The sequence below is a fragment of the Streptococcus sp. 2021WUSS109 genome (assembly GCF_044427305.1).
GTDB classification, from domain to species: Bacteria; Bacillota; Bacilli; order Lactobacillales; family Streptococcaceae; genus Streptococcus; species Streptococcus suis.
In genome coordinates, this window is the sequence record NZ_JAOTGF010000015.1 from 1 (window position 1) to 22,791 (window position 22,791).

Sequence of the window (22,791 nt, forward strand, 5' to 3'; positions counted from 1 at the left end):
GTAAAAATGAGGACAGGGAAGCCTTTTTATTTTGTCCAAATAGCCACTATTCTGGCAAAAAGACGGACTATCAGACCAATAAACAGAAAAAGACAAACATCAAGCGAGATGTTTGTCTTCATTCTGAAAGGAAATCACATAGGATTTCCTTGAAAAATATTAATAAGTCAAAACAGAATATTTCTTCTTACCACGACGGATAACGGTCAACTCGCCGTCGATTTTGTCGCTGTCAGATAGAGTGTAGTCCAAGTCCTGCACACGCTCACCATTGACATAGATGGCACCATTTTGGACATCTTCACGAGCTTGGCGTTTTGAAGTGACAATACCAGAGGTAACTAGGAGTTCAACGATGTTAAGGTTGTCTTCAGCCTGGACAGCGTAGTTTGGAACGTTGCTGAGGCCCTGCTTGAGCTCTTTTGCGGATAGGTTTTTGATGTTGCCAGCGAACAATTGCTCGGTGATGTTAAGTGCTTGGTTATAGGCTTCTTCACCGTGGACCAATGTCACGACTTCCTTAGCCAAAATCTTCTGAGCTAGGCGTTCGTGACGGGCAGCGTCAAATTTTTCTTCAATCTCAGCGATCTCATCTAATGACAAGAAAGTAAAGATTTTCAAGAAACGAACGGCATCGTCGTCCATGACATTGAGCCAGAATTGGTACATTTCATACGGAGAAGTCTTGTCGGCATCGAGCCAAACAGCGTTACCTTCCGACTTACCAAACTTCTTACCTGTTGAGTCGGTGATGAGGGGAACAGTCATGACGTGGCCAGACTTGTCGGCCTTACGGCGAAGCAATTCAGTACCTGCTGTCATGTTGCCCCACTGGTCAGAACCACCGATTTGCAGGGTTACATTATGCTTGTCATTGAGCTCGTAGAAGTCATACCCCTGCATGATTTGGTAAGCAAACTCGGTGTAGGAAATCCCTGTTTCAATCCGTTTTTTCACAGAGTCCTTGCTCATCATGTAGTTGACTGTGTAGTATTTACCAACATCACGGAGGAAGTCGATAAAGCTGATGTCTGAGAACCAGTCGTAGTTGTTGACCATTTCAGCCTTGTTGTCACCATTTTCAAAATCCAAGAAGCGAGAAAGCTGTCCTTGGATTTTATCAACCCAACCGTCCACGGTGTCTTTGGTCTGCAAACTCCGCTCCGCATCCTTGAAGGAAGGGTCGCCAATCAGACCAGTTGCACCGCCAACTAGGGCGTAAGGCTTGTGGCCTGCCAACTGCAAGCGACGGCTAGTTAAGATAGCAACCAAGTGCCCCAAGTGTAAACTATCTGCTGTGGGATCGTATCCTGTGTAATAAGAAACCTGTCCTTCTGTCAATGCTTTTACCAAGGCTTCTTCGTCTGTCGTTTGAAAGACCAAGCCACGAGCTTTTAGTTCTTCAAAAATGTTCATGTGGGCTGTCTCCTTTAGGTTTAATATACAGGACCATAAACCATTTTATATGATTTTTGGACCGAACTTCATTTTAAAAAATTCCTCCCTATTATACCACGAAATTGCGGAAAATAAACAAAATTTGGTATAATGGAACGATAAGGAGTTAATATGGCGACTAAATCAGATAAGCAAGATTTTAAAAAGAAAATCAGTGCCCTAGGCTTAGGGGATGTAGTGGGAGTTTTCCTTCGGACGCTGAAATTATTATTCAATTCAGTAGCAGTCTTGGTCTTCCTATTCGGTCTTTTTGGTGCGGGTATAGGAATTGGTTTCGTGGTTAGTCTTTTCGATGACGTTAAGATTCCCAAAACAGAGGAACTGGTAGCGAAGGTTTCAGAAGTTAGTCGGATTTCCACCGTTACCTATTCGGATGGTAGCTTGGTGTCGGAAGTTAATTCAGATTTGCTTCGTGTACCCATTACTTCGGAAGAGGTCTCTAATTATCTAAAACAGGCTGTAATTGCGACAGAGGATGAAACATTTGAAACCCACAATGGGGTTGTGCCTAAGGCTGTTTTGCGTGCGGCACTGGGATCAGTTGGTCTAGGTTCATCTAGCGGTGGTTCAACCTTGACGCAGCAATTGATAAAACAGCAACTTGTCGGAGATGCTCCAACCTTTACGCGTAAGGCTAATGAGATTGTTTCGGCTTTGGCATTAGAGCGGAATATGACCAAGGAAGAGATTTTAACCATTTACCTAAATGTTTCTCCATTTGGTCGAAATAATCAGGGACGAAATATTGCAGGGGTAGAAGCTGCGGCTCAGGGAATTTTTGGTAAACCAGCGAAAGACTTGACTGTTCCGCAGGCTGCTTTTATTGCAGGCTTACCGCAAAGTCCGATTGTTTATTCTCCCTATGCATCAGATGGAACACGTAAATCAGATGAAGATATGGTTTACGGTATTGAACGCTATCAAGATGTTCTCTTTAATATGTATCGGGCGTCATTCTTGACCAAGGAAGAATACGAAACCTACAAAGCTTACGATATTAAACAAGATTTTATTGCTCCTGCTCCTGTAATGGCGGATACGAAAGATTATCTCTATTACAAGGTCATGGAAGAAGCGCAGGAGGTTATGTTTGATTACCTGGTGAAACGTGACAAGGTTTCTAAAAATGACTTGAAAAATGATGAAACAAAGGCATCCTATGAGGAGTTGGCCAAGCAAGAATTGAGCCAAGGTGGCTACACGATTAAGAGTACCGTTGATCAAGGAATCTATGCGGCAATGCAGTCTGTTGTGGCAAACTATGGATCTGTTTTGGATGATGGAAACGAATATGTTGAGACAGGTAGTGTGTTAATTGATAATGCCACAGGAGCCATTTTAGGATTTGTGGGAGGTCGTGATTATGCAACCAACCAAAATAACCATGCCTTTGATACTCTTCGTTCGCCAGCGTCAACCATCAAGCCTCTGTTAGCTTACGGTATTGCGATTGATCAAGGTTTGATAGGTTCTGCCAGCATCCTTTCAGATTATCCAACGAACTTTTCAAGTGGACAACCGATTATGTATGGTTCAGGACGTGGTACTGGCATGATGAACTTACAGACGGCTATTGACCGTTCTGTTAACATTCCTGCTTTTTGGACCTATAAGATGATGAGAAATGCAGGTGTAGATGCCAAAGCGTACATGGATAAAATGAATTATCATATTCCTATGTACGATATTGAAAGTGTACCGTTGGGCGGTGGTGTTGAAATTTCAGTATTGACAAATACAAATGCCTATCAAACTTTGGCAAATGGTGGTGTTTATAACAAACATTACATTGTTGAAAGCATTACTGCCTCTGATGGAACAGTAGTGTATCAGCATGAAGCTGCTCCAGTTCAGGTCTATTCTAAAGCAACTGCAAGTATCATGAACCAGCTTTTGAGACAGGTTGTCAACTCTGGGTATACTACGACGTTCAAGAGTCGATTGAGTGGTTTAAACCCACAGGCAGCATCGTCTGATTTCGTCGGTAAGACGGGAACAAGTAATGAAGTCAATGACGTGTGGCTCATGCTATCAACCCCTAGAGTAACTTTAGGTACCTGGGCTGGGAATGATGATAACTCAGAAATGTATGTCTGGACTGGCTACCACAATAATTCACAATATGTGGCCCATATGGTTGATGCTCTTTACAATGTTAATGCGGATATGTTCGCAGGAAAATTTGAATTAGACAGTAGTGTTATTGCTTCTAGCGTCGTTGCTTCTACAGGTCAACGTGCAGGGACTACACAGATAAATGGGCGCCAAGTAACAGTTGGCGGTGCGATGACAACAAGTTATTGGGCTAAAAATGGTGCACCAGTAACGAGCTATAACTTCATGGTTGGAGGGACAGATAGTGACCGAGCACAGGCTTGGAATACAATTATCGGCTCCCAAACACCAACATCAAGTAGCTCAACTCAACGAAGTAGTTCGACTCGGACTAGCACGAGTTCTTCAGCTAATAACACGAACCAGTCATCAGAAACGCAAACAGCAACTAGTGAGCAAGCGAATAATGATTCACCTTGATTTTTCCTAGTACTTGTGCTATAATAGTGTAAATTATTTGTCGTGTGTCTTGTTTGAAATATTGTCCAGACAAGGCTTGCAGCAGTTAAATCAAACTTTTTCAAAGGAAGATTTAGCTGCTCTTTTTGTGTCTATGAGGAATTTTTTTGAGAATTGTTACCTATTCTTAAAGATTCTAAAAATTCTAACAAAAGGCAAATGTGTTTGATTTTGCAGAAAAATCAATAGAAAAATAGAGGAGAATTAACTTGGCAGGACATGAAGTTCAGTACGGTAAGCACCGTACCCGTCGTAGTTTTTCAAGAATCAAGGAAGTTCTTGATTTACCAAATTTGATTGAAATCCAAACGGACTCTTTCCAAGACTTTTTAGATTATGGTTTGAAAGAAGTCTTTGAAGATGTACTTCCAGTTTCAAACTTTACGGATACCATGGAATTGGAATTCGTTGGTTATGAATTGAAGGAACCTAAATACACATTGGAAGAGGCGCGTGCGCATGATGCGAACTACTCAGCTCCAATTTATGTAACTTTCCGTCTGGTGAATAAAGAAACTGGCGAGATCAAGACGCAAGAAGTCTTCTTCGGTGAGTTTCCAATCATGACTGAAATGGGTACCTTCATCATCAACGGTGCAGAGCGTATCATCGTTTCTCAGTTGGTTCGTTCACCAGGTGTCTACTTCAATGATAAAGTAGATAAGAACGGTAAAGTAGGTTATGGTTCAACGGTTATCCCTAACCGTGGAGCTTGGTTGGAATTGGAAACAGACTCAAAAGACATTGCCTACACTCGTATTGACCGTACGCGTAAGATTCCGTTCACAACGCTTGTTCGTGCGCTTGGTTTCTCAGGCGATGATGAAATCTTTGACATCTTCGGTGATAGCGAATTGGTTCGCAATACCATTGAAAAAGATATTCATAAAAACCCAGCAGATTCTCGTACGGATGAAGCGCTTAAGGAAATCTATGAGCGCCTTCGTCCAGGTGAACCAAAGACAGCTGAAAGCTCTCGTAGCCTTTTAACAGCTCGTTTCTTTGACCCACGTCGTTACGACTTGGCACCTGTTGGTCGTTATAAAATTAATAAAAAACTCAACCTCCGTACTCGTTTACTCAACCAAACACTTGCTGAGCATGTGATTAACGGTGAGACAGGCGAAATCGTCTTGGAAGCTGGTACTGTATTGAGTCGCGATGTGCTTGAAAAAGTAGAAGCACAATTCGATGAGTTCAACTTGGTAGAATATATTCCAAATGACAACGCTGTTCTTCTTGAGCCAGTTCTTTTGCAGAAATTCAAGATTGTAGCTCCTAAGGATCCAGAACGTGTTGTGACGGTGATTGGTAATGCTAATCCAGCAGAAAACGTACGTACAGTAACACCTGCGGACATCTTGGCTGAAATGAGCTACTTCCTCAACTTGGCTGAGGGTCTTGGTCGTGTAGATGATATTGACCACTTGGGTAACCGTCGTATACGTGCCGTTGGTGAATTGCTTGCTAACCAAGTACGTATCGGTTTGACTCGTATGGAACGTAACTTGCGTGAGCGTATGTCTGTTCAAGACAATGAAGTATTGACGCCACAACAAATCATCAATATCCGCCCTGTTACAGCCGCAATCAAAGAATTCTTTGGTTCATCTCAGTTGTCACAGTTCATGGACCAACACAACCCACTTTCTGAGTTGTCTCACAAACGCCGTTTGTCAGCCTTGGGACCTGGTGGTTTGACTCGTGACCGTGCTGGTTATGAGGTTCGAGACGTTCACTACACTCACTATGGTCGTATGTGTCCGATTGAAACGCCTGAGGGACCAAACATCGGTTTGATTAACAACTTGTCTTCTTATGGTCACCTCAACAAGTATGGCTTCATCCAAACACCATACCGCAAGATTGACCGTGCAACTGGTACAGTTACAAACGAAATCGTTTGGTTGACAGCGGATGAAGAAGATGCCTACATCGTAGCACAATCAACATCACCACTTGATGAAAACAACCGTTTCGTTGATAAGATTGTAATGGGACGTCACCAAGGTAACAACCAAGAGTTCCCAGCAGATTCAGCAGACTTCATGGACGTTTCTCCTAAGCAGGTAGTTGCCGTTGCGACAGCATGTATTCCTTTCTTGGAAAACGATGACTCCAACCGTGCCCTCATGGGTGCCAACATGCAACGTCAGGCTGTTCCATTGATTGATCCAAAAGCGCCTTACGTTGGTACTGGTATGGAATACCAGGCTGCCCATGACTCAGGTGCAGCAATCATCGCTCAACACGATGGTAAGGTTGTTTACGCAGATGCGGACAAGGTAGAAGTGCGTCGTGAAGATGGATCGCTTGATGTATACCACATTTCTAAATTCCGTCGTTCAAACTCTGGTACTGCCTACAACCAACGTACCCTTGTAAAATTGGGCGACGTCGTAGAAAAAGGCGACTTCATCGCAGATGGACCTTCCATGGAAAATGGGGAAATGGCTCTTGGTCAAAACCCTATCGTTGCCTACATGACGTGGGAAGGTTACAACTTCGAGGACGCGGTTATCATGTCTGAGCGTCTGGTCAAAGACGATGTCTATACATCTGTTCACTTGGAAGAATACGAATCAGAAACACGCGATACCAAGTTAGGCCCTGAAGAAATCACTCGCGAAATTCCAAACGTTGGTGAAGATGCTCTTCGCAACTTGGATGAAATGGGTATTATCCGTATCGGTGCGGAAGTTAAAGAAGGCGACATTCTTGTTGGTAAAGTCACACCAAAAGGTGAAAAAGATCTTTCTGCTGAAGAGCGCCTCTTGCACGCTATCTTCGGTGACAAGTCACGTGAAGTACGTGATACTTCTCTTCGTGTACCTCACGGTGCCGATGGTGTCGTTCGTGATGTGAAAATCTTTACTCGTGCCAACGGTGATGAATTGCAATCAGGTGTTAACATGTTGGTTCGTGTTTACATCGCTCAAAAACGTAAGATCAAGGTCGGAGATAAAATGGCCGGTCGTCACGGTAACAAGGGTGTCGTTTCACGTATTGTACCTGTTGAGGATATGCCATATCTTCCAGACGGAACACCAGTTGACATCATGCTCAACCCACTCGGGGTGCCATCACGTATGAACATCGGTCAGGTTATGGAACTTCACTTGGGTATGGCGGCTCGCAACTTGGGTATTCATATCGCAACACCAGTTTTCGATGGTGCAAGTTCAGAAGACCTTTGGTCAACTGTTAAAGAAGCAGGTATGGATTCAGATGCCAAAACCATTCTTTACGACGGTCGTACAGGTGAGCCATTTGACAACCGTGTATCTGTCGGTGTCATGTACATGATCAAGCTTCACCACATGGTTGATGACAAGCTTCACGCCCGTTCAGTCGGACCATACTCACTCGTTACCCAACAGCCACTCGGAGGTAAGGCTCAGTTTGGTGGTCAGCGTTTCGGTGAGATGGAGGTTTGGGCCCTTGAAGCCTACGGTGCTTCTAACGTCCTTCAAGAAATCTTGACTTACAAGTCAGATGATGTGACAGGCCGTCTTAAAGCCTATGAAGCCATCACCAAAGGTAAACCAATTCCAAAACCAGGTGTTCCAGAATCATTCCGCGTTCTTGTCAAAGAATTGCAATCACTTGGTTTGGATATGCGTGTCCTTGATGAAGACAACAATGAAGTAGAATTGCGTGACCTTGATGAAGGTGAAGATGATGACATCATCCACGTAGATGATCTTGAAAAAGCACGTGCAAAAGCCGCAGCTGACGCAGCCGCAGCCTTTGCAGCAGAAGAAGCAGAAGGCAAAGAATAATGAGAATGGATGGAACAAGTTGGTCCAAATCTCAGAACTGAAAGAGACAAGGACCAACGGTCTTCCACCGTCTGATTTGATAGAGGAATAGCTTACCAGCTATCCATTCTGCTGATTATTGTTCAAGAATTTGAGGTCTGGGAATCCAGCCTCTCACAAGAAAAGAAAGGGATTATTAGTGGTTGACGTAAATCGATTTAAAAGTATGCAAATCACGTTAGCTTCACCAAGTAAGGTTCGTTCGTGGTCTTACGGTGAGGTTAAAAAACCTGAAACAATCAACTATCGGACACTTAAACCAGAACGTGATGGACTCTTTGACGAAGTCATCTTTGGTCCAACAAAAGACTGGGAGTGTTCATGTGGTAAATACAAACGTATCCGTTATAAAGGGATTACTTGTGACCGCTGTGGTGTTGAAGTGACTCGTGCAAAAGTACGTCGTGAACGTATGGGACACATTGAGTTGAAAGCACCAATTTCACACATTTGGTATTTCAAAGGGATTCCAAGTCGTATGGGCTTGACCTTGGATATGAGCCCACGTGCGCTTGAGGAAGTTATCTACTTCGCGGCATATGTGGTCATCGATCCGAAAGATACACCGCTGGAGCACAAGTCAATCATGACTGAGCGCGAATACCGTGAGCGTTTGCGTGAATATGGCTATGGTTCATTCGTTGCCAAAATGGGTGCAGAAGCCATTCAAGACCTCTTGAAACAAGTTGATCTTCCAAAAGAAATCGCAGCCTTGAAAGAAGAATTGAAAACAGCTTCTGGTCAAAAACGCATTAAAGCAGTGCGTCGCTTGGATGTATTGGATGCATTCTACAAATCTGGTAACAAGCCTGAGTGGATGATTCTCAATATCCTTCCAGTTATTCCACCAGATTTGCGTCCGATGGTTCAGTTGGATGGTGGCCGTTTTGCCGCATCTGACTTGAACGAACTCTACCGCCGTGTTATCAACCGTAACAACCGTTTGGCTCGTCTCTTGGAACTTAACGCTCCAGGTATCATCGTACAAAACGAAAAACGTATGCTCCAAGAAGCTGTGGATGCTTTGATTGACAACGGTCGCCGTGGTCGTCCAATCACAGGACCAGGTAGCCGTCCGCTTAAATCACTCAGCCACATGCTTAAAGGTAAGCAAGGACGTTTCCGTCAAAACTTGCTTGGTAAGCGTGTTGACTTCTCAGGACGTTCCGTTATCGCCGTTGGTCCAACGCTGAAAATGTACCAATGTGGTGTGCCACGTGAAATGGCAATCGAGCTCTTCAAACCGTTTGTTATGCGCGAAATCGTTGCCCGTGATATTGCTGGCAACGTAAAAGCTGCAAAACGTTTGATTGAACGTGGGGATGATCGTATCTGGGATATTTTGGAAGAAGTGATTAAAGAACACCCAGTTCTTTTGAACCGCGCACCTACCCTTCACCGTTTGGGTATCCAGGCTTTTGAGCCAGTTCTGATCGACGGTAAAGCCCTTCGTTTGCACCCGCTTGTCTGTGAAGCCTACAACGCCGACTTTGACGGTGACCAGATGGCGATTCACGTTCCATTGTCAGAAGAAGCACAAGCAGAAGCACGTATCCTCATGCTTGCGGCAGAACACATCCTTAACCCTAAAGATGGTAAACCAGTCGTAACACCATCTCAGGATATGGTTTTGGGTAACTACTACTTGACCATGGAAGATGCTGGTCGTGAAGGTGAAGGTATGGTCTTCAAGGATGCGGATGAGGCTGTTATGGCTTACCGCAATGGCTATGTTCACTTGCATACTCGTGTTGGTATCGCAACAGATAGTCTTGACAAACCTTGGAAAGACAATCAAAAACACAAGGTCATGATGACAACTGTCGGAAAAATCTTCTTCAACGCGATTATGCCAGAAGGTCTTCCATACTTGCAAGAACCAAACAATGCTAACTTGACAGAAGGAACTCCTGATAAATACTTCTTGGAACCAGGATCAGATATCAAGGCTGCTATTGCAGAATTGCCAATCAACCCACCATTCAAGAAGAAAAATCTTGGTAACATCATCGCTGAAATCTTCAAGCGTTTCCGTACAACTGAAACATCAGCCCTGCTTGACCGTTTGAAAGACTTGGGTTACTATCACTCAACACTCGCTGGTTTGACAGTGGGTATTGCCGATATCCCAGTTATCGACAACAAGGCTGAAATCATTGAAGAATCTCACGAACGTGTAGAACAAATCAAGAAACAATTCCGCCGCGGTATGATTACCGATGATGAGCGTTACGCAGCTGTTACAGACGAGTGGCGTTCGGCTAAGGAAAAATTGGAAAAACGTCTGGTTGAAAAACAAGATCCGAAGAACCCAATCGTTATGATGATGGACTCTGGTGCCCGTGGTAACATTTCCAACTTCTCCCAGTTGGCCGGTATGCGTGGTCTGATGTCAGCTCCGAACGGACGTATCATGGAATTGCCTATCTTGTCTAACTTCCGTGAAGGTCTTTCTGTATTGGAAATGTTCTTCTCAACTCACGGTGCTCGTAAGGGTATGACGGATACGGCCTTGAAGACAGCCGATTCAGGTTATCTGACTCGTCGTCTGGTTGACGTTGCACAAGACGTTATTATCCGTGAAGACGACTGTGGAACAGACCGTGGTCTTGACATCCGTTCAATCACAGATGGCAAGGAAATGATTGAGCCACTTGAAGAGCGTTTGCAAGGTCGTTACACGAAGAAAACTGTTAAACATCCTGAAACGGGTGCCGTTATCATTGGTCCAAACCAATTGATTACGGAAGATATTGCCCGTGAAATTGTCAATGCAGGTGTTGAACAAGTAACCATCCGTAGCGTATTTACATGTAACACTCGTCACGGTGTCTGCCGTCATTGTTACGGTATCAACTTGGCAACAGGTGATGCGGTTGAAGTGGGTGAAGCAGTTGGTACGATTGCAGCCCAATCTATCGGTGAACCTGGTACACAGCTTACAATGCGTACCTTCCACACGGGTGGTGTAGCCTCAAACAGCGATATTACGCAGGGTCTTCCTCGTGTCCAAGAAATCTTTGAAGCCCGTAATCCGAAAGGGGAAGCGGTTATCACTGAGGTTAAAGGTGAAGTTATCGCTATTGAAGAAGATGCTTCTACTCGTACCAAGAAAGTCTTTGTTAAAGGTAAAACTGGCGAAGGCGAATATGTGGTTCCATTTACAGCCCGTATGAAGGTTGAAGTTGGTGACCAAGTTGCGCGTGGAGCAGCCCTTACCGAAGGTTCTATCCAACCAAAACGCTTGCTTGAAGTCCGTGATGTCTTGGCGGTTGAAACTTACCTTCTTTCTGAAGTTCAAAAAGTTTACCGTAGCCAGGGTGTAGAAATCGGCGACAAGCACATCGAGGTAATGGTTCGCCAAATGCTTCGTAAAGTTCGTGTCATGGATCCAGGAGATACAGATCTTCTCATGGGTACCCTCATGGATATTACCGACTTTACAGATGCCAATGCGGAAGTGGTTATCGCTGGTGGTATTCCGGCAACAGCTCGTCCAGTTCTTATGGGTATCACAAAAGCGTCCCTTGAAACCAACTCATTCTTGTCTGCCGCATCCTTCCAAGAAACAACTCGCGTTCTTACAGATGCAGCCATTCGTGGTAAACGCGATAACCTTCTCGGTCTTAAAGAGAATGTTATTATCGGTAAGATTATCCCAGCAGGTACAGGTATGGCCCGCTACCGTAATCTAGAACCACAAGCCATCAATGAAGTTGAAATCATTGAAGACACAGTCGCTGAAGAACTTGCAGCAGAAGCAGAACTTGCTGCAGTAACTGAGTAAATTAAGATGGCACATCTCTCTTTGAGGGATGTGCTTTTTGATATTCAGAAAGAAACATATATATGACTTGATAAGGAATTAACAAGCAGAATGTTTTCTTAAATCATACAATTTCGATATAATGTGTACGAAAAAGGAAGTAATATTATGTATCAAGTTATTAAAATGTATGGAGATTTTGAACCCTGGTGGTTCTTAGATGGTTGGGAAGAGGATGTTACCAGTAGGGCTGCTTTTGATCGCTATGAGGATGCACTGAATGCCTTTCAAAAAGAGTGGGTACGGCTATCAGAGGATTTTCCAATGAAGAAAAGTAAGAATGGAACGATGGTGGCTTTTTGGGATGAATCAGACCAGCATTGGTGTGAGGAATGCGATGAATATTTGCAGAGGTATCATTCGCTGATGTTGGTAGAAGCGAGAGAAAATTTACCTGCGGGGTTTGCTACTAAACCGGTGCAACAACCGCGAGTTCGCCCTTGCAAGCTAAGACAAGGAAAATGTGTCAACTATGATTCATAAAAGGATTGCCCTAGTGAGTAATCCTTTTTAGCTGAATCTGATAGAAAAGGCTTCGGTGTCGAGCTCCACTTGACCACCGATGGTAATGGTAAACAGAGGCTGGGTATGGGCAAAGTCCAAATCGTAGAGAACAGGAACTTTTTTGAGAATAGGGTGCTTGTCCAAAATCGCCAACAAAATCTCCTCGGTCATCTTGGTTTCTTTAGGAAAACGACCGAAGACAAGGGCTTGGGGATTTGGATAGGCTTGTAGAAGAGCTGTCAAATGACGAGCGATAATGAGATAATCGTCGTCTTCCGCCTCTTCTAAAAATAGAATATATTTGTCTGGTCTGGGTGCAAACTCTGTCCCAGTCAGTAGATTGAGGGTTGATATGTTTCCGCCGATGGCAATACCAGAGGCCTGGCCTGGATTGTAGACTTTCCACTCTGTTTGGTAAAAGGTGCGAGGGGCGTCTGGTAGGTACCAAGCATCGCTAGACCATTCTGGACTCGGGGTCAGTTCATAGGAGTCTTGTGTCACAGCCTTGAGCCAGGCTTCTGTTTGATATTGTTGCCCCAGATCCATTTTGAAGCTTGAATAGGCTGGCCCCATGTAGGTTTGCATGCCTGTCTTGGCGTAGATGGCATTGAGCAGGGCGGTCGTATCCGAATAACCACAGAAAATCTTCTGATTGCGGGCAATCAGGTCAAAATCCAGATAAGGCAGCAGTTCGTTGCAGTTGACACCGCCAATGGTTGTCAGAATGGCATCGACCGACTCATCCGCAAAGGCTATTTCCAAGTCCGCAACACGACTGGCAATCGGAGCCGAATCAAAAATATCGTTTTCAAAATAATGTTCTGAGAAAGTGAGTTTGAAGCCCAGAGCTTCTAGTTTTTCCTTGGCAGCAAGATTGGCTTCAAAACCGCCAATTCTTTCAATAGATGAAGAGGGACTGGGAGCGGTACAGAACTCGAAGACTTTAAAGAGTTCGTCTTACCGCCCCCGCACAGTTGATTAGGTTAGATTTGGAGTGTAAAACGAACAAATCTGCCAATCAACCACTGCGCTGAGATGTTGACTTAAACGTTAGTAGTGTGGGAAATTTGGCGATTTACCGTCGCCTTTTTTTAATTTTTTCATAGGAACCTCCAAGCTTTTTTATTATTTTAACAAAAAAGTATGGAAAATCAAGTTTCCTTACGAATAGATAGGGTGAGGAGGTTGTATGATTCAAGAAAAAGCAAGAAAGATGATTGAGGAGGCGGTGGCAGATAGGGTCAGTGATATTTATCTGGTTCCTCGTGGTCAAGGCTACCAAGTCTATCATCGTATCATGGACGAGCGAGAGTTTGTGCAAGACGTGGCTGAGGAGGAAGTAACAGCCATCATCAGCCATTTCAAGTTTTTAGCAGGTTTAAATGTTGGTGAAAAACGCCGTAGCCAGCAGGGTTCCTGTGACTATGATTATGGGAGTGGAGAGATTTCACTTCGCTTATCAACTGTCGGTGATTATCGTGGCAAGGAAAGTTTGGTTATCCGCCTGCTTTATGACAATGACAAGGAACTCAAGTTCTGGTTTGAGGCGGCCGAGCGGCTTGCAGAAGAAATCAAGGGACGAGGGCTCTACCTTTTTTCGGGTCCAGTCGGCTCTGGTAAGACCACACTTATGTACCATCTTGCCAGGCTGAAATTCCCAGACAAGCAGATTTTGACCATCGAGGATCCTGTCGAAATCAAGCAGGAGGACATGCTGCAACTCCAGCTCAATGAAGCCATCGGAGCCACCTACGACAATCTGATCAAACTGTCCCTCCGTCATCGACCAGACTTGCTCATTATCGGTGAAATTCGGGATGCGGAAACCGCTCGAGCAGTCATTCGAGCCAGCCTGACAGGAGCTACCGTTTTCTCAACGGTTCATGCAAGGTCTATTTCGGGTGTCTATGCTCGTATGTTGGAATTGGGTGTCAGTCCTGAGGAGTTAAACAATGCCCTTCAAGGTATTGCCTATCAACGTTTAATCGGGGGAGGAGGTGTGGTAGATTTTGCAAAGGGAAATTACCAAAACCATTCCGCAGACCAGTGGAATGCGCAAATTGATCGCCTTTTTGCAGCAGGACATATCAGTCTTAGGCAGGCAGAAACAGAAAAAATTGCCCTTGGCTCGCCAGCGTAAGGTCATTGAGCTTTTCAATAATCTTTTTGCTAGTGGTTTTCATCTGGGGGAGATTGTTGATTTCCTCAAACGCAGTCAGCTTCTGGCAGATCTCTATACCCAGGTCTTGTCAGACGGGTTGCTGGCAGGCAAACCCTTTTCGAGTTTACTGGCAGATTTGCGGTTTTCAGATGCGGTGGTCACACAGGTGGCTCTGGCAGAAGTTCATGGTAATACCAGCCTGAGTTTGAGCCATATCCAGTCCTATCTGGAAAATGTCAGCAAGGTTCGTAAAAAGCTGATTGAGGTGGCGACCTATCCGATTATCTTACTGGGTTTTCTGTTCTTGATTATGCTAGGCTTGAAAAACTATCTTCTGCCCCAGTTGGAGGAAGGCAATGCTGCGACCATGCTAATTAACCATCTGCCGACTATCTTTTTATCCCTCTGTGGACTTAGTTTGGTGGCGGTCTTGGCTGGTATGGTTTGGTTTCGCAAAACCAACAAAATCAAGGCATTTTCCCGCTTGGCAGCTCTGCCATTTTTCGGAAAACTCATCCAAACCTATCTGACGGCCTATTACGCCAGGGAGTGGGGGAGTTTGATTGGGCAAGGCTTGGACCTGCCGCAGATTGTGGGTTTGATGCAGGAGCAGCAATCGCAGCTCTTTCGAGAGATTGGACAGGACCTGGAGCAGTCGCTTTCCAATGGTCAGAGTTTTCACGAACACATTAAGACCTATGCCTTTTTTAAGCGAGAGCTGAGTTTGATTGTCGAGTATGGTCAGGTCAAGTCCAAGTTGGGTAGTGAGTTGACAGTTTATGCAGCCGAGTGTTGGGAGGATTTTTTCTCTCGGGTCAATAGAGCCATGCAGCTGATTCAACCGCTGGTCTTTCTCTTTGTGGCCTTAATGGTCGTTCTCATCTACGCAGCCATGTTGCTGCCGATTTATCAAAATATGGAGTTGTAAAATGAAAAAATTAATTGAAATGAAGGTAAAAGGGTTCACTCTGGTGGAAATGTTAGTCGTTTTGGGGATCATTAGCCTGCTCTTGCTCCTTTTTGTGCCAAATTTGAGCCAGCAGAAGGATGCTATTCAGAAGAAGGGGGATGCGGCAGTTGTTAAGGTAGTAGAGAGTCAAATGGAGCTCTATGAATTGGAATATGATAAGGAAGCAACGGTGGAGGACTTGCAAAAGGCTGGTTATATTACACCAAAACAAGCGGAGCAGTATGCTACGGCGAAAAAATAAGGCTTTTACCCTGTTTGAAAGCCTGCTAACCTTATTTGTCATCAGCTTTCTGGCAATCAGCCTGTCGGGAACGGTGCAAACGGCCTTTCAGTCTGTCCAGGAAGAGATTTTTCTCTGGGAATTTGAGGGCATCTATAAAGACAGTCAGAAACTGGCAGCTAGTTCCCACCAAACAGTGAGTCTAGCTATCGGTGGACAGGAGGTTACAAATGGTCATCAGGCTGTAGAGGTACCCAGAAATGTAGAAGTATTGGAAGGGAAGACCATCACATTTGAAGAAAATGGTGGAAATTCTTCTCTGGCCAAGATTCGTTTTCGGCTTAGTCGAAAGACAGTCACGTATCAATTATATATAGGGAGTGGTCGCTATAAGAAAACAGAAGAATAAGGCTTATATTTTGCTAGAAAGTCTGGTTGCCCTTGCGACCCTAGTGACTATTTGCAGCTTGATTTTGTCAGCGGTGGATGCAGGTCGTAGGCGACAGGCTTGGGAATTGGAACAACAGGAGGTTCTCAATCTAGCACAGATGGCTGTTCAGACCGAGCAAGATAACCTAGCCTTAAACGGTGTTACAGTTCAGGTTCAACGAACAGCAGATAAGATGATTGTTTTCCACGAGGGAAAGGAGGTTTTATCGGTTGTTAAAAAGTAAAATTCCTGCTTTTACTCTCTTGGAATGCTTGGTAGCCTTAGTCATTCTTTCAGGTAGTCTTCTGGTCTTTGAAGGCTTGTCAAAACTGCTGGTCCAAGAAGCGCATTATCAAGGTCAGACCGTTCAAAAGGAATGGTTGGTCTTCTCTAGTCAATTGCGGTCGGAGTGGGACCAGGCTGACTTGGTCAAGGTTGAAAATGGCAAGGTCTATGTTGATAAGGGAGGGCAGGCTTTGGCCTTTGGTAAGTCACGGTCGGATGATTTTCGGAAAACAAATGACAGGGGACAGGGCTACCAGCCCATGCTCTATCAGGTGGATAGCACAGCTATTTCCCAAGAAAACCAGCTGGTGCGCATCGACTTTAGCTTTAAAAATGGAGAGGAGCGGACCTTTATCTATGCTTTTAAAGAAAAAAGTTAAGGCGGGCATCCTGCTCTATGCCCTTTTGATGCTGGCGGTTTTTAGTCTTTTGCTTCAGTTTTATCTCCACCGCCAAGAGGCTGAGAGTCGCTTGGTACAGGTGGCAAGGCAAGAAACGACTGCTTATATCATGGCTCAGATGGTCTTGGACAAGGTCGAGCAGGACTTGCAAGAGCGTCAAGTAGTTGCTGAAAAGGTGGCTAGCCAAACAGATGAAAAGAAGGAAGATGCCATGGCTACTAGCCACACTGTCGATGAACAGTTGAAAAAGGAGGAACAACCAACTAGAGAGAGTCAAGAAAGCGCTGAAAAACCTGCTCAAACGAGTTCTAAGAAAAAGGAGGAAATTAAACCAATAGTGACCGAGGGAAGCGTGTTGTTTCGGGAGGGTCAGGCTAGCTATCATATTAAAAATAGAACTGTATCGGTTAACGTGAATCTAAGAAATGGAGGGAAGTATCGCTATCAATTTCCGGTTAAAATAGTACCCGAGGGGAGTGGCTAGCCGCTCCCTTTTTGGTGCAAAGTCTGTGAATTTTTGATAAGATAGGAGTATGAATTTTGAAAAGATCGAACAGGCTTACGACCTGCTATTAGAAAACGTACAGACTATCCAAAACCAGCTAGGCACCAATATCTATGATGCCATGATTGAGCAAAATGCTGCTTACGTAGCTGGTCAGCATGAGACAGATCTTGTTGTCAATAATAACAAGACCTTGAAACAACTAGATTTAACCAAGGAAGAATGGCGTCGTGCCTTCCAATTCCTGCTCATCAAGGCCAATCAGACTGAACCCATGCAGTATAATCACCAGTTCACACCAGACTCTATCGGATTTATCCTATCTTTTCTAGTGGACCAATTAGTATCTGCTTCCAAGGTGACGGTTCTGGAAATTGGTTCGGGGACAGGCAATCTAGCTCAGACTATTCTCAACGCCAGCCAGAAAGAATTGGATTACTTGGGGATCGAAGTGGACGACCTCTTGATTGATTTGTCGGCAAGTATTGCGGATGTCATGCAGGCAGATATTTCTTTTGCTCAGGGAGATGCGGTACGTCCGCAGATTTTGAAGGAAAGTCAAGTAATTTTGGGAGATTTAGCTATCGGCTACTATCCAGATGACCAGATTGCCAGCCGTTATCAGGTTGCCAGCCCAAATGAACATACCTACGCCCATCATTTACTCATGGAACAGTCCCTCAAATATCTGGAAAAGGATGGATTCGCTATTCTCTTGGCTCCAAATGATTTGTTGACTAGTCCGCAAAGCGATTTACTGAAAGGCTGGTTACAAGAACAAGCCAATATCGTTGCCATGATTGCCCTGCCACCAAATCTCTTTGGGAAGGCTGCTATGGCCAAGTCTATTTTTGTCTTGCAAAAGAAAGCTGCAAGACCGTTGGCGCCGTTTGTTTATCCCTTACAAAGTCTTCAAGAACTAGAAGCTATTCAGAAGTTCATGCTCAATTTCAAAAATTGGAAGCAAGAGAATGCAATTTAAGTGAAAATCTGTTATACTAGTTAGGAAAACGCTTTAAAAGAGGTAAGATATGTCAAAAACAATTGCAATTAATGCAGGTAGTTCAAGTCTAAAATGGCAACTTTATCAAATGCCAGAAGAAACAGTACTAGCAGCGGGTATTATCGAGCGTATCGGCTTAAATGATTCTATTTCCACTGTTAAGTATGATGGAAAAAAAGAAAGTGAAGTATTAGATATTCCTAATCATACAGTTGCAGTTAAGATTCTTCTTGAAGATTTGCTCAAACACAATATTATTGCAACTTATGAAGAAATTACAGGTGTTGGACACCGTGTTGTTGCGGGTGGAGAATACTTCAAGGAGTCAGTGGTTATTGGTCAAAAAGAGATTGAGCAAATTGAAGAGTTGAGTGCCTTGGCGCCACTTCATAACCCAGCACACGTGGCGGCGATGCGTGCATTTGAAGAAGTATTGCCAGAAGTGTTGAATGTAGCTGTTTTTGACACTGCTTTCCATACAACGATGCCAAAACATGCATATCTCTATCCAATTCCACAAAAATATTATACAGACTATAAAGTTCGTAAGTATGGTGCTCATGGAACGAGTCACTACTATGTAGCGCATGAGGCTGCAAAAGTTTTGGGGCATCCAATCGAAGAGTTAAAATTGATTACGGCACATATCGGAAATGGTGTATCCATCACTGCTAACTATCATGGTGAATCTGTGGATACTTCAATGGGTTTCACACCACTAGCTGGTCCAATGATGGGAACTCGTTCAGGGGATATTGATCCTGCTATCATTCCTTATTTGATTGCGAATGTTGAAGAATTGAAAGATGCTGCAGACGTTGTTAACATGTTGAATAAACAGTCAGGCTTGTTCGGTGTATCTGGCTTCTCAAGTGATATGCGTGATATTGAAGCAGGCATCCAAGCTCACGATCCAGATGCAGTGTTGGCCTACAATATTTTCATTGACCGTATTAAAAAATTTATCGGTCAGTATCTTGCAATTTTAAATGGGGCAGATGCTATTGTCTTCACGGCAGGTATGGGTGAAAATGCACCGCTTATGCGAAATGATGTCATTGCAGGTTTGTCTTGGTTTGGTATTGAGTTGGACCCAGCAAAAAATGTATTTGGCAACTATGGTGACATTTCAACGCCAGAATCAAAAGTTCGTGTCTTGGTTATTCCAACGGATGAAGAATTGGTTATTGCGCGTGAAGTTGAACGCTTGAAATAATAGAAGGAAATTGGCAGTAACCCTGCCAGTTTTTCTTATAGTCAGTAACTGTTAGGAGTAATAGATTTTGGCAATTGGTCAAACTGACCTTGGTATGATAAAATAGACTAGCAAAGAAATTTGCACAGAGTAGGTGGTTTGCGTTAAGTGTATGTGGATGGGATGTTGCCACATAACGAAGCTTATCGTCATTTAGTTTTTCTTTTATTACTTCGTTAACTCGCCTTGCCTAACTCCAGTTATGCCTGCGGCTCGTTGCCTAGTACTAAAAGTAAACTAAAAGACTATATCTTTGCTTGTCTCTAATGTCTCCTAGAGTAGGAACATTGGGTCCTGGCTGAGAGTAGCGCGGTAAACCATTGCATCCGCTGTCGAATACACACGACAGCTCCATTTTTTTGAAAAAGGAGCATTTTTTATGGAAAAGAAAATTCCAAAACTAACGGTGCAGTTGTTGGCTGCTATTGCTATGACTTTGGCCTTGGTTATGGTTGTGGAGAACTATTTCTCCATTCGGATTTCTGATACTTTACAGGTTCAGTTTACCTTCATTCCCAATACTATTTTGGGAGCTATTGCGGGTCCAGTTTGGTCAGCTGTCTTTGCGGCTATTTCAGACCCAATATTTGTCTTGTTTAGCGGGCAAACGGTCCTCTTCACTTGGATTTTGATTGAGGCGGTATCGGCATTTATCTACGGCTGGTTCTTCTATCGAAAACCGCTAGACACCAAGAACAAGGCTGATTGGCTCTATGTGGCTGGTGTAGTTGTCTTGATTCAGGTTGTGATTTCCTTTATCATGACACCGATTGCCCTCCATTTCCATTTTGGAACACCTTGGATTGCCCTGTATAGCAGTCGTTTGATTAAGGCTATTTTTGAAATTCCATTACGCATTGTCGTGACCATGCTTGTCTTGCCAAGTTTACAAAAAATACCTGAATTGGCTAAGTTAATGGGCCTTAAATAACAAATTATCTAGCAACAGGTCATCCCCCTGTTGCTGCTTTTGTAGAGAGGGAAATATGAATTATCAAGAAATTAGGCAGTGGCTATCGAATCGCCCTGCATCAGATTTAGAAAACGGTGTTGCACGTGTCAGCTGGCTCTTGGAACGCTTGGACAATCCCCAGCTTCAAGTGCCGACTATTCACTTTGTTGGTACAAATGGCAAGGGTTCGACCTTGAATGCCTTACAGTCTATCTTACGGTCTTCAGATTACACCGTCGGCCGTTTTACGTCACCGTCTATCATTGATTTTCGAGAACAGATTGTCTTTGAGCAGGAGATGATTTCAGAGGAAGATTTTGCGAAGATTGTGACAGACTTGCAGCCCTTGATTGAGGACTTGGACCAGACAGCTGGACTGGATGCCATCTCAGAGTTTGAGATTGTAGTAGTGGCTATGTTTGTCTACTTTGCCCACTACCAGTATCCCGACATTCTCTTGGTGGAGGCGGGCATGGGCGGTTTGCAGGATGCGACCAATGTCCTTACCCCCTTGGCGGTAGTTTGCCCGTCCATCGGCTTGGATCATCAGGCTTTTTTGGGAGAGACCCACGCTGCCATAGCCCGTCACAAGGTTGCTGTCTTACGTGAGCGGGTTCCCTTCCTCTATGCGACCGACCAGCCAGAGGTGGTGGCAGTATTTGAGGAGCGGGCCCGTCAGCTTCAGAGTCCGACCTATGCGGTAGGGCGGGAGATTCTTTTGGAAAATAGCAGAGCAGGTTTTGTGGTTTCAAGCCCCTTCGGCCGTGTTGAGGATTTGAGGCTACAGATGCAGGGGCGTCACCAGGAGGTCAACGCAGCCTTGGCAGTGACCACAGCTCAGCTTCTCAGCCCTCATTTTCCAAAGATTAGCAATGAAACCATCAGCCAGGGCTTGTCCCAAGCCATCTGGCCGGGCCGCTTAGAATTGATACAACCAAGGCTCATGATTGACGGAGCCCACAATAATGAAAGCATCGCCGTTCTGACCCAGCTCCTAGAGGAAAAATATGCGGACAGAGATATTGAAATCCTCTTTGCAGCTATCAATACTAAGCCAGTGGACCAGATGTTGTCCCAGCTTAGCCAATTTGGACCTGTTAGCGTGACGACTTTTGACGATTTCAGAGCGGTACAGTTAGAAGATTATCCGTCAGGCTACGAACGAGTTCAGACCTATCAGGAGTGGTTGGAGCAGGCGGACTTGGACAATCCCAAAAAACTCTACCTGATTACAGGCTCGCTATATTTCATTACCTATGTGAGGAAGTACATTTTAGAAGAACTTGTATAGAAAAAAAGGCTTTGCCGGGTATTCAACCCAGCAAAGTCTTTTGTTTTAATAATTTTTAATCAAATCAACCGTTGAGCGGTCTAGTTTTTTAACGATAGCCTGCAAGAAGGCTTGAGCTTCTAAGAAGTCATCCATGCTGTAGAGAGTTTGATGGGAGTGGATGTAACGAGCGCAGACACCGATAGTTGTTGATGGAACACCATGGTTTTTCAAGTGGGCTGCACCAGCATCTGTTCCACCTTTACCACAGTAGTATTGGAATTTGACACCTGCTTCTTCGGCAGTTGTGAGGAGGAAGTCTTTCATGTTTTTTAACATGATATGACCTGGGTCATAGAAACGAAGCAGAGTTCCGTCACCAATTTTTCCTTGGTCGCCATAAATATCACCTGCGGGTGAGCAATCAACAGCGAGGAAAATGTCTGGACTGAACTTGGTTGTAGAGGCATGGGCACCACGAAGACCAACCTCTTCTTGCACATTGGCCCCAGCAATCAACTGATTTGGCAATGCTTGACCGGATAGGCTTTCTAGCAATTCCGTCACCATAAGGACACCGAAGCGGTTGTCCCAAGCCTTAGAAATAACATTTTTTCCGTTGGCTGTTAGAATTGTTTCATTTTTGGGAATGAGGACATCCCCCGGACGAACGCCGAACGCCCAAGCTTCGTCATAATTGGCAAAACCAGCATCGAAAATAATATCAGCAATGGCAGGCATGCCAGGAGCGTTAGCTCCCCGTGAAAGGTGAGGTGGTACTGAGCCTGAGATGGCTGGAATGGTACGACCGTCCTGCAACTGAAGAGTGAAGGCTTGGCTAGAAACAACCAGAGGATTCCAGCCACCTAACTCAACAACACGGAAAGTACCGTCAGGCTTGATTTGGCTAATCATAAAGCCGACTTCATCCATGTGGGCGGCCACTAGGATACGAGGAGCATTTTCAACAGCCGTATCCTTGATGCCAAAAATTCCACCTAGTCCATCTGTTTCGATGCGGTCTACATGTGGCGTGATTTTTTGGCGGATGTGGTTGCGAACCTGTCCTTCAAATCCCGGTAAGCTTTGCAATTCTGTAACTTCTTTAATTTTTTCAAAAAGAGTCATTCTTCTTCCTCCATGACATGATTACTAC

The 22,791-nt window shown here is 44.4% G+C and carries 17 protein-coding genes, 1 pseudogene and 1 riboswitch; of the genes and pseudogenes, 15 read left to right on the plus strand and 3 right to left on the minus strand.

Features of this window, described 5'->3' with window-relative positions; all coding sequences use genetic code 11:
* Positions 1-159: 159 nt before the first annotated feature.
* The gene (gene tyrS / locus ODU37_RS07040; RefSeq protein ID WP_105158630.1) at positions 160-1,416 is read right to left on the minus strand and encodes a tyrosine--tRNA ligase; all 1,257 of its coding nucleotides are present in this window, start codon (positions 1,414-1,416) and stop codon (positions 160-162) included.
* Between the two features lie 153 nt (positions 1,417-1,569).
* Here tyrS and pbp1b point away from each other — a divergent pair, with 153 nt between their 5' ends.
* The 4 genes from pbp1b (at position 1,570) to ODU37_RS07060 (ending at position 12,162) form a co-directional block, all read left to right on the plus strand.
* Positions 1,570-3,993, plus strand: coding sequence for a penicillin-binding protein PBP1B (pbp1b, locus tag ODU37_RS07045; protein WP_044759020.1), 2,424 nt, complete (start codon positions 1,570-1,572; stop codon positions 3,991-3,993).
* Between the two features lie 248 nt (positions 3,994-4,241).
* Entirely contained in the window at positions 4,242-7,814 is a 3,573-nt protein-coding gene (gene rpoB / locus ODU37_RS07050; RefSeq protein ID WP_249562432.1) for a DNA-directed RNA polymerase subunit beta, read from the plus strand.
* A gap of 178 nt (positions 7,815-7,992) precedes the next feature.
* A complete protein-coding gene (gene rpoC, locus ODU37_RS07055; RefSeq protein WP_029752501.1) occupies positions 7,993-11,640 on the plus strand; it encodes a DNA-directed RNA polymerase subunit beta' in 3,648 nt (1,215 codons plus the stop codon).
* A 147-nt stretch (positions 11,641-11,787) separates the two neighbouring features.
* Positions 11,788-12,162: a DUF1033 family protein gene (locus ODU37_RS07060; protein ID WP_024385120.1), complete on the plus strand. Its 375-nt coding sequence runs from the start codon at positions 11,788-11,790 to the stop codon at positions 12,160-12,162.
* 27 nt (positions 12,163-12,189) lie between these two features.
* Here the strand turns inward: ODU37_RS07060 and ODU37_RS07065 are convergent.
* Positions 12,190-13,101: pseudogene (locus ODU37_RS07065) on the minus strand (S66 peptidase family protein); the annotation flags it as partial.
* 271 nt (positions 13,102-13,372) lie between these two features.
* On the opposite strand from ODU37_RS07065, the gene comGA reads away from it, so the two are divergent.
* The 11 genes from comGA to ODU37_RS07120 all read left to right on the plus strand — a co-directional run bounded on the left by comGA (position 13,373) and on the right by ODU37_RS07120 (position 21,656).
* On the plus strand, positions 13,373-14,323 hold the full coding sequence (gene comGA / locus ODU37_RS07070; RefSeq protein WP_249562433.1) for a competence type IV pilus ATPase ComGA: 951 nt from the start codon (positions 13,373-13,375) through the stop codon (positions 14,321-14,323).
* On the plus strand, positions 14,235-15,272 hold the full coding sequence (gene comGB / locus ODU37_RS07075) for a competence type IV pilus assembly protein ComGB (RefSeq protein WP_283770588.1): 1,038 nt from the start codon (positions 14,235-14,237) through the stop codon (positions 15,270-15,272). The genes comGA and comGB overlap by 89 nt, the downstream gene beginning before the upstream one ends.
* A 1-nt stretch (position 15,273) precedes the next feature.
* On the plus strand, positions 15,274-15,555 hold the full coding sequence (gene comGC / locus ODU37_RS07080; protein ID WP_024385124.1) for a competence type IV pilus major pilin ComGC: 282 nt from the start codon (positions 15,274-15,276) through the stop codon (positions 15,553-15,555).
* On the plus strand, positions 15,536-15,943 hold the full coding sequence (comGD, locus tag ODU37_RS07085; RefSeq protein ID WP_044759016.1) for a competence type IV pilus minor pilin ComGD: 408 nt from the start codon (positions 15,536-15,538) through the stop codon (positions 15,941-15,943). The genes comGC and comGD overlap by 20 nt, the downstream gene beginning before the upstream one ends.
* Positions 15,915-16,208 carry a competence type IV pilus minor pilin ComGE gene (gene comGE / locus ODU37_RS07090; protein ID WP_044759014.1) on the plus strand — a complete coding sequence of 98 codons (294 nt, stop codon included), beginning with the start codon at positions 15,915-15,917 and terminating at the stop codon, positions 16,206-16,208. The genes comGD and comGE overlap by 29 nt, the downstream gene beginning before the upstream one ends.
* Positions 16,195-16,629 carry a competence type IV pilus minor pilin ComGF gene (gene comGF, locus ODU37_RS07095; protein WP_052506926.1) on the plus strand — a complete coding sequence of 145 codons (435 nt, stop codon included), beginning with the start codon at positions 16,195-16,197 and terminating at the stop codon, positions 16,627-16,629. The genes comGE and comGF overlap by 14 nt, the downstream gene beginning before the upstream one ends.
* Positions 16,607-17,134, plus strand: a complete 528-nt coding sequence (gene comGG / locus ODU37_RS07100; RefSeq protein WP_249562434.1) for a competence type IV pilus minor pilin ComGG — start codon at positions 16,607-16,609, stop codon at positions 17,132-17,134. The genes comGF and comGG overlap by 23 nt, the downstream gene beginning before the upstream one ends.
* Positions 17,135-17,183: 49 nt before the next feature.
* On the plus strand, positions 17,184-18,137 hold the full coding sequence (locus ODU37_RS07105) for a class I SAM-dependent methyltransferase (RefSeq protein ID WP_044759007.1): 954 nt from the start codon (positions 17,184-17,186) through the stop codon (positions 18,135-18,137).
* A 49-nt stretch (positions 18,138-18,186) separates the two neighbouring features.
* Positions 18,187-19,374 (plus strand): acetate kinase, encoded by a 1,188-nt coding sequence (locus tag ODU37_RS07110; RefSeq protein WP_044768138.1) that lies wholly within the window; start codon positions 18,187-18,189, stop codon positions 19,372-19,374.
* Positions 19,375-19,497: 123 nt separating this feature from the next.
* Positions 19,498-19,747, plus strand: a riboswitch (THF riboswitch).
* Between the two features lie 45 nt (positions 19,748-19,792).
* Positions 19,793-20,344 (plus strand): folate family ECF transporter S component, encoded by a 552-nt coding sequence (locus ODU37_RS07115; protein WP_249562435.1) that lies wholly within the window; start codon positions 19,793-19,795, stop codon positions 20,342-20,344.
* Positions 20,345-20,399: 55 nt separating this feature from the next.
* Positions 20,400-21,656, plus strand: a complete 1,257-nt coding sequence (locus ODU37_RS07120; protein WP_249562436.1) for a folylpolyglutamate synthase/dihydrofolate synthase family protein — start codon at positions 20,400-20,402, stop codon at positions 21,654-21,656.
* Positions 21,657-21,701: 45 nt separating this feature from the next.
* On the opposite strand, the gene pepA is transcribed toward ODU37_RS07120, so the two are convergent.
* Positions 21,702-22,763, minus strand: coding sequence for a glutamyl aminopeptidase (gene pepA / locus ODU37_RS07125; RefSeq protein WP_249562437.1), 1,062 nt, complete (start codon positions 22,761-22,763; stop codon positions 21,702-21,704).
* Between the last annotated feature and the right edge of the window lie 28 nt (positions 22,764-22,791).

Coding starts and splice junctions, on each gene's coding strand:
- tyrS (WP_105158630.1), bottom strand. CDS start 1,416: ATGAACATTTTTGAAGAACTAAAAGCTCGTGGCTTGGTCTTTCAAACG.
- pbp1b (WP_044759020.1), top strand. CDS start 1,570: ATGGCGACTAAATCAGATAAGCAAGATTTTAAAAAGAAAATCAGTGCC.
- ODU37_RS07060 (WP_024385120.1), top strand. CDS start 11,788: ATGTATCAAGTTATTAAAATGTATGGAGATTTTGAACCCTGGTGGTTC.
- comGA (WP_249562433.1), top strand. CDS start 13,373: ATGATTCAAGAAAAAGCAAGAAAGATGATTGAGGAGGCGGTGGCAGAT.
- comGB (WP_283770588.1), top strand. CDS start 14,235: ATGCGCAAATTGATCGCCTTTTTGCAGCAGGACATATCAGTCTTAGGC.
- comGC (WP_024385124.1), top strand. CDS start 15,274: ATGAAAAAATTAATTGAAATGAAGGTAAAAGGGTTCACTCTGGTGGAA.
- comGD (WP_044759016.1), top strand. CDS start 15,536: ATGCTACGGCGAAAAAATAAGGCTTTTACCCTGTTTGAAAGCCTGCTA.
- comGG (WP_249562434.1), top strand. CDS start 16,607: ATGCTTTTAAAGAAAAAAGTTAAGGCGGGCATCCTGCTCTATGCCCTT.
- ODU37_RS07105 (WP_044759007.1), top strand. CDS start 17,184: ATGAATTTTGAAAAGATCGAACAGGCTTACGACCTGCTATTAGAAAAC.
- ODU37_RS07110 (WP_044768138.1), top strand. CDS start 18,187: ATGTCAAAAACAATTGCAATTAATGCAGGTAGTTCAAGTCTAAAATGG.
- ODU37_RS07115 (WP_249562435.1), top strand. CDS start 19,793: ATGGAAAAGAAAATTCCAAAACTAACGGTGCAGTTGTTGGCTGCTATT.
- ODU37_RS07120 (WP_249562436.1), top strand. CDS start 20,400: ATGAATTATCAAGAAATTAGGCAGTGGCTATCGAATCGCCCTGCATCA.
- pepA (WP_249562437.1), bottom strand. CDS start 22,763: ATGACTCTTTTTGAAAAAATTAAAGAAGTTACAGAATTGCAAAGCTTA.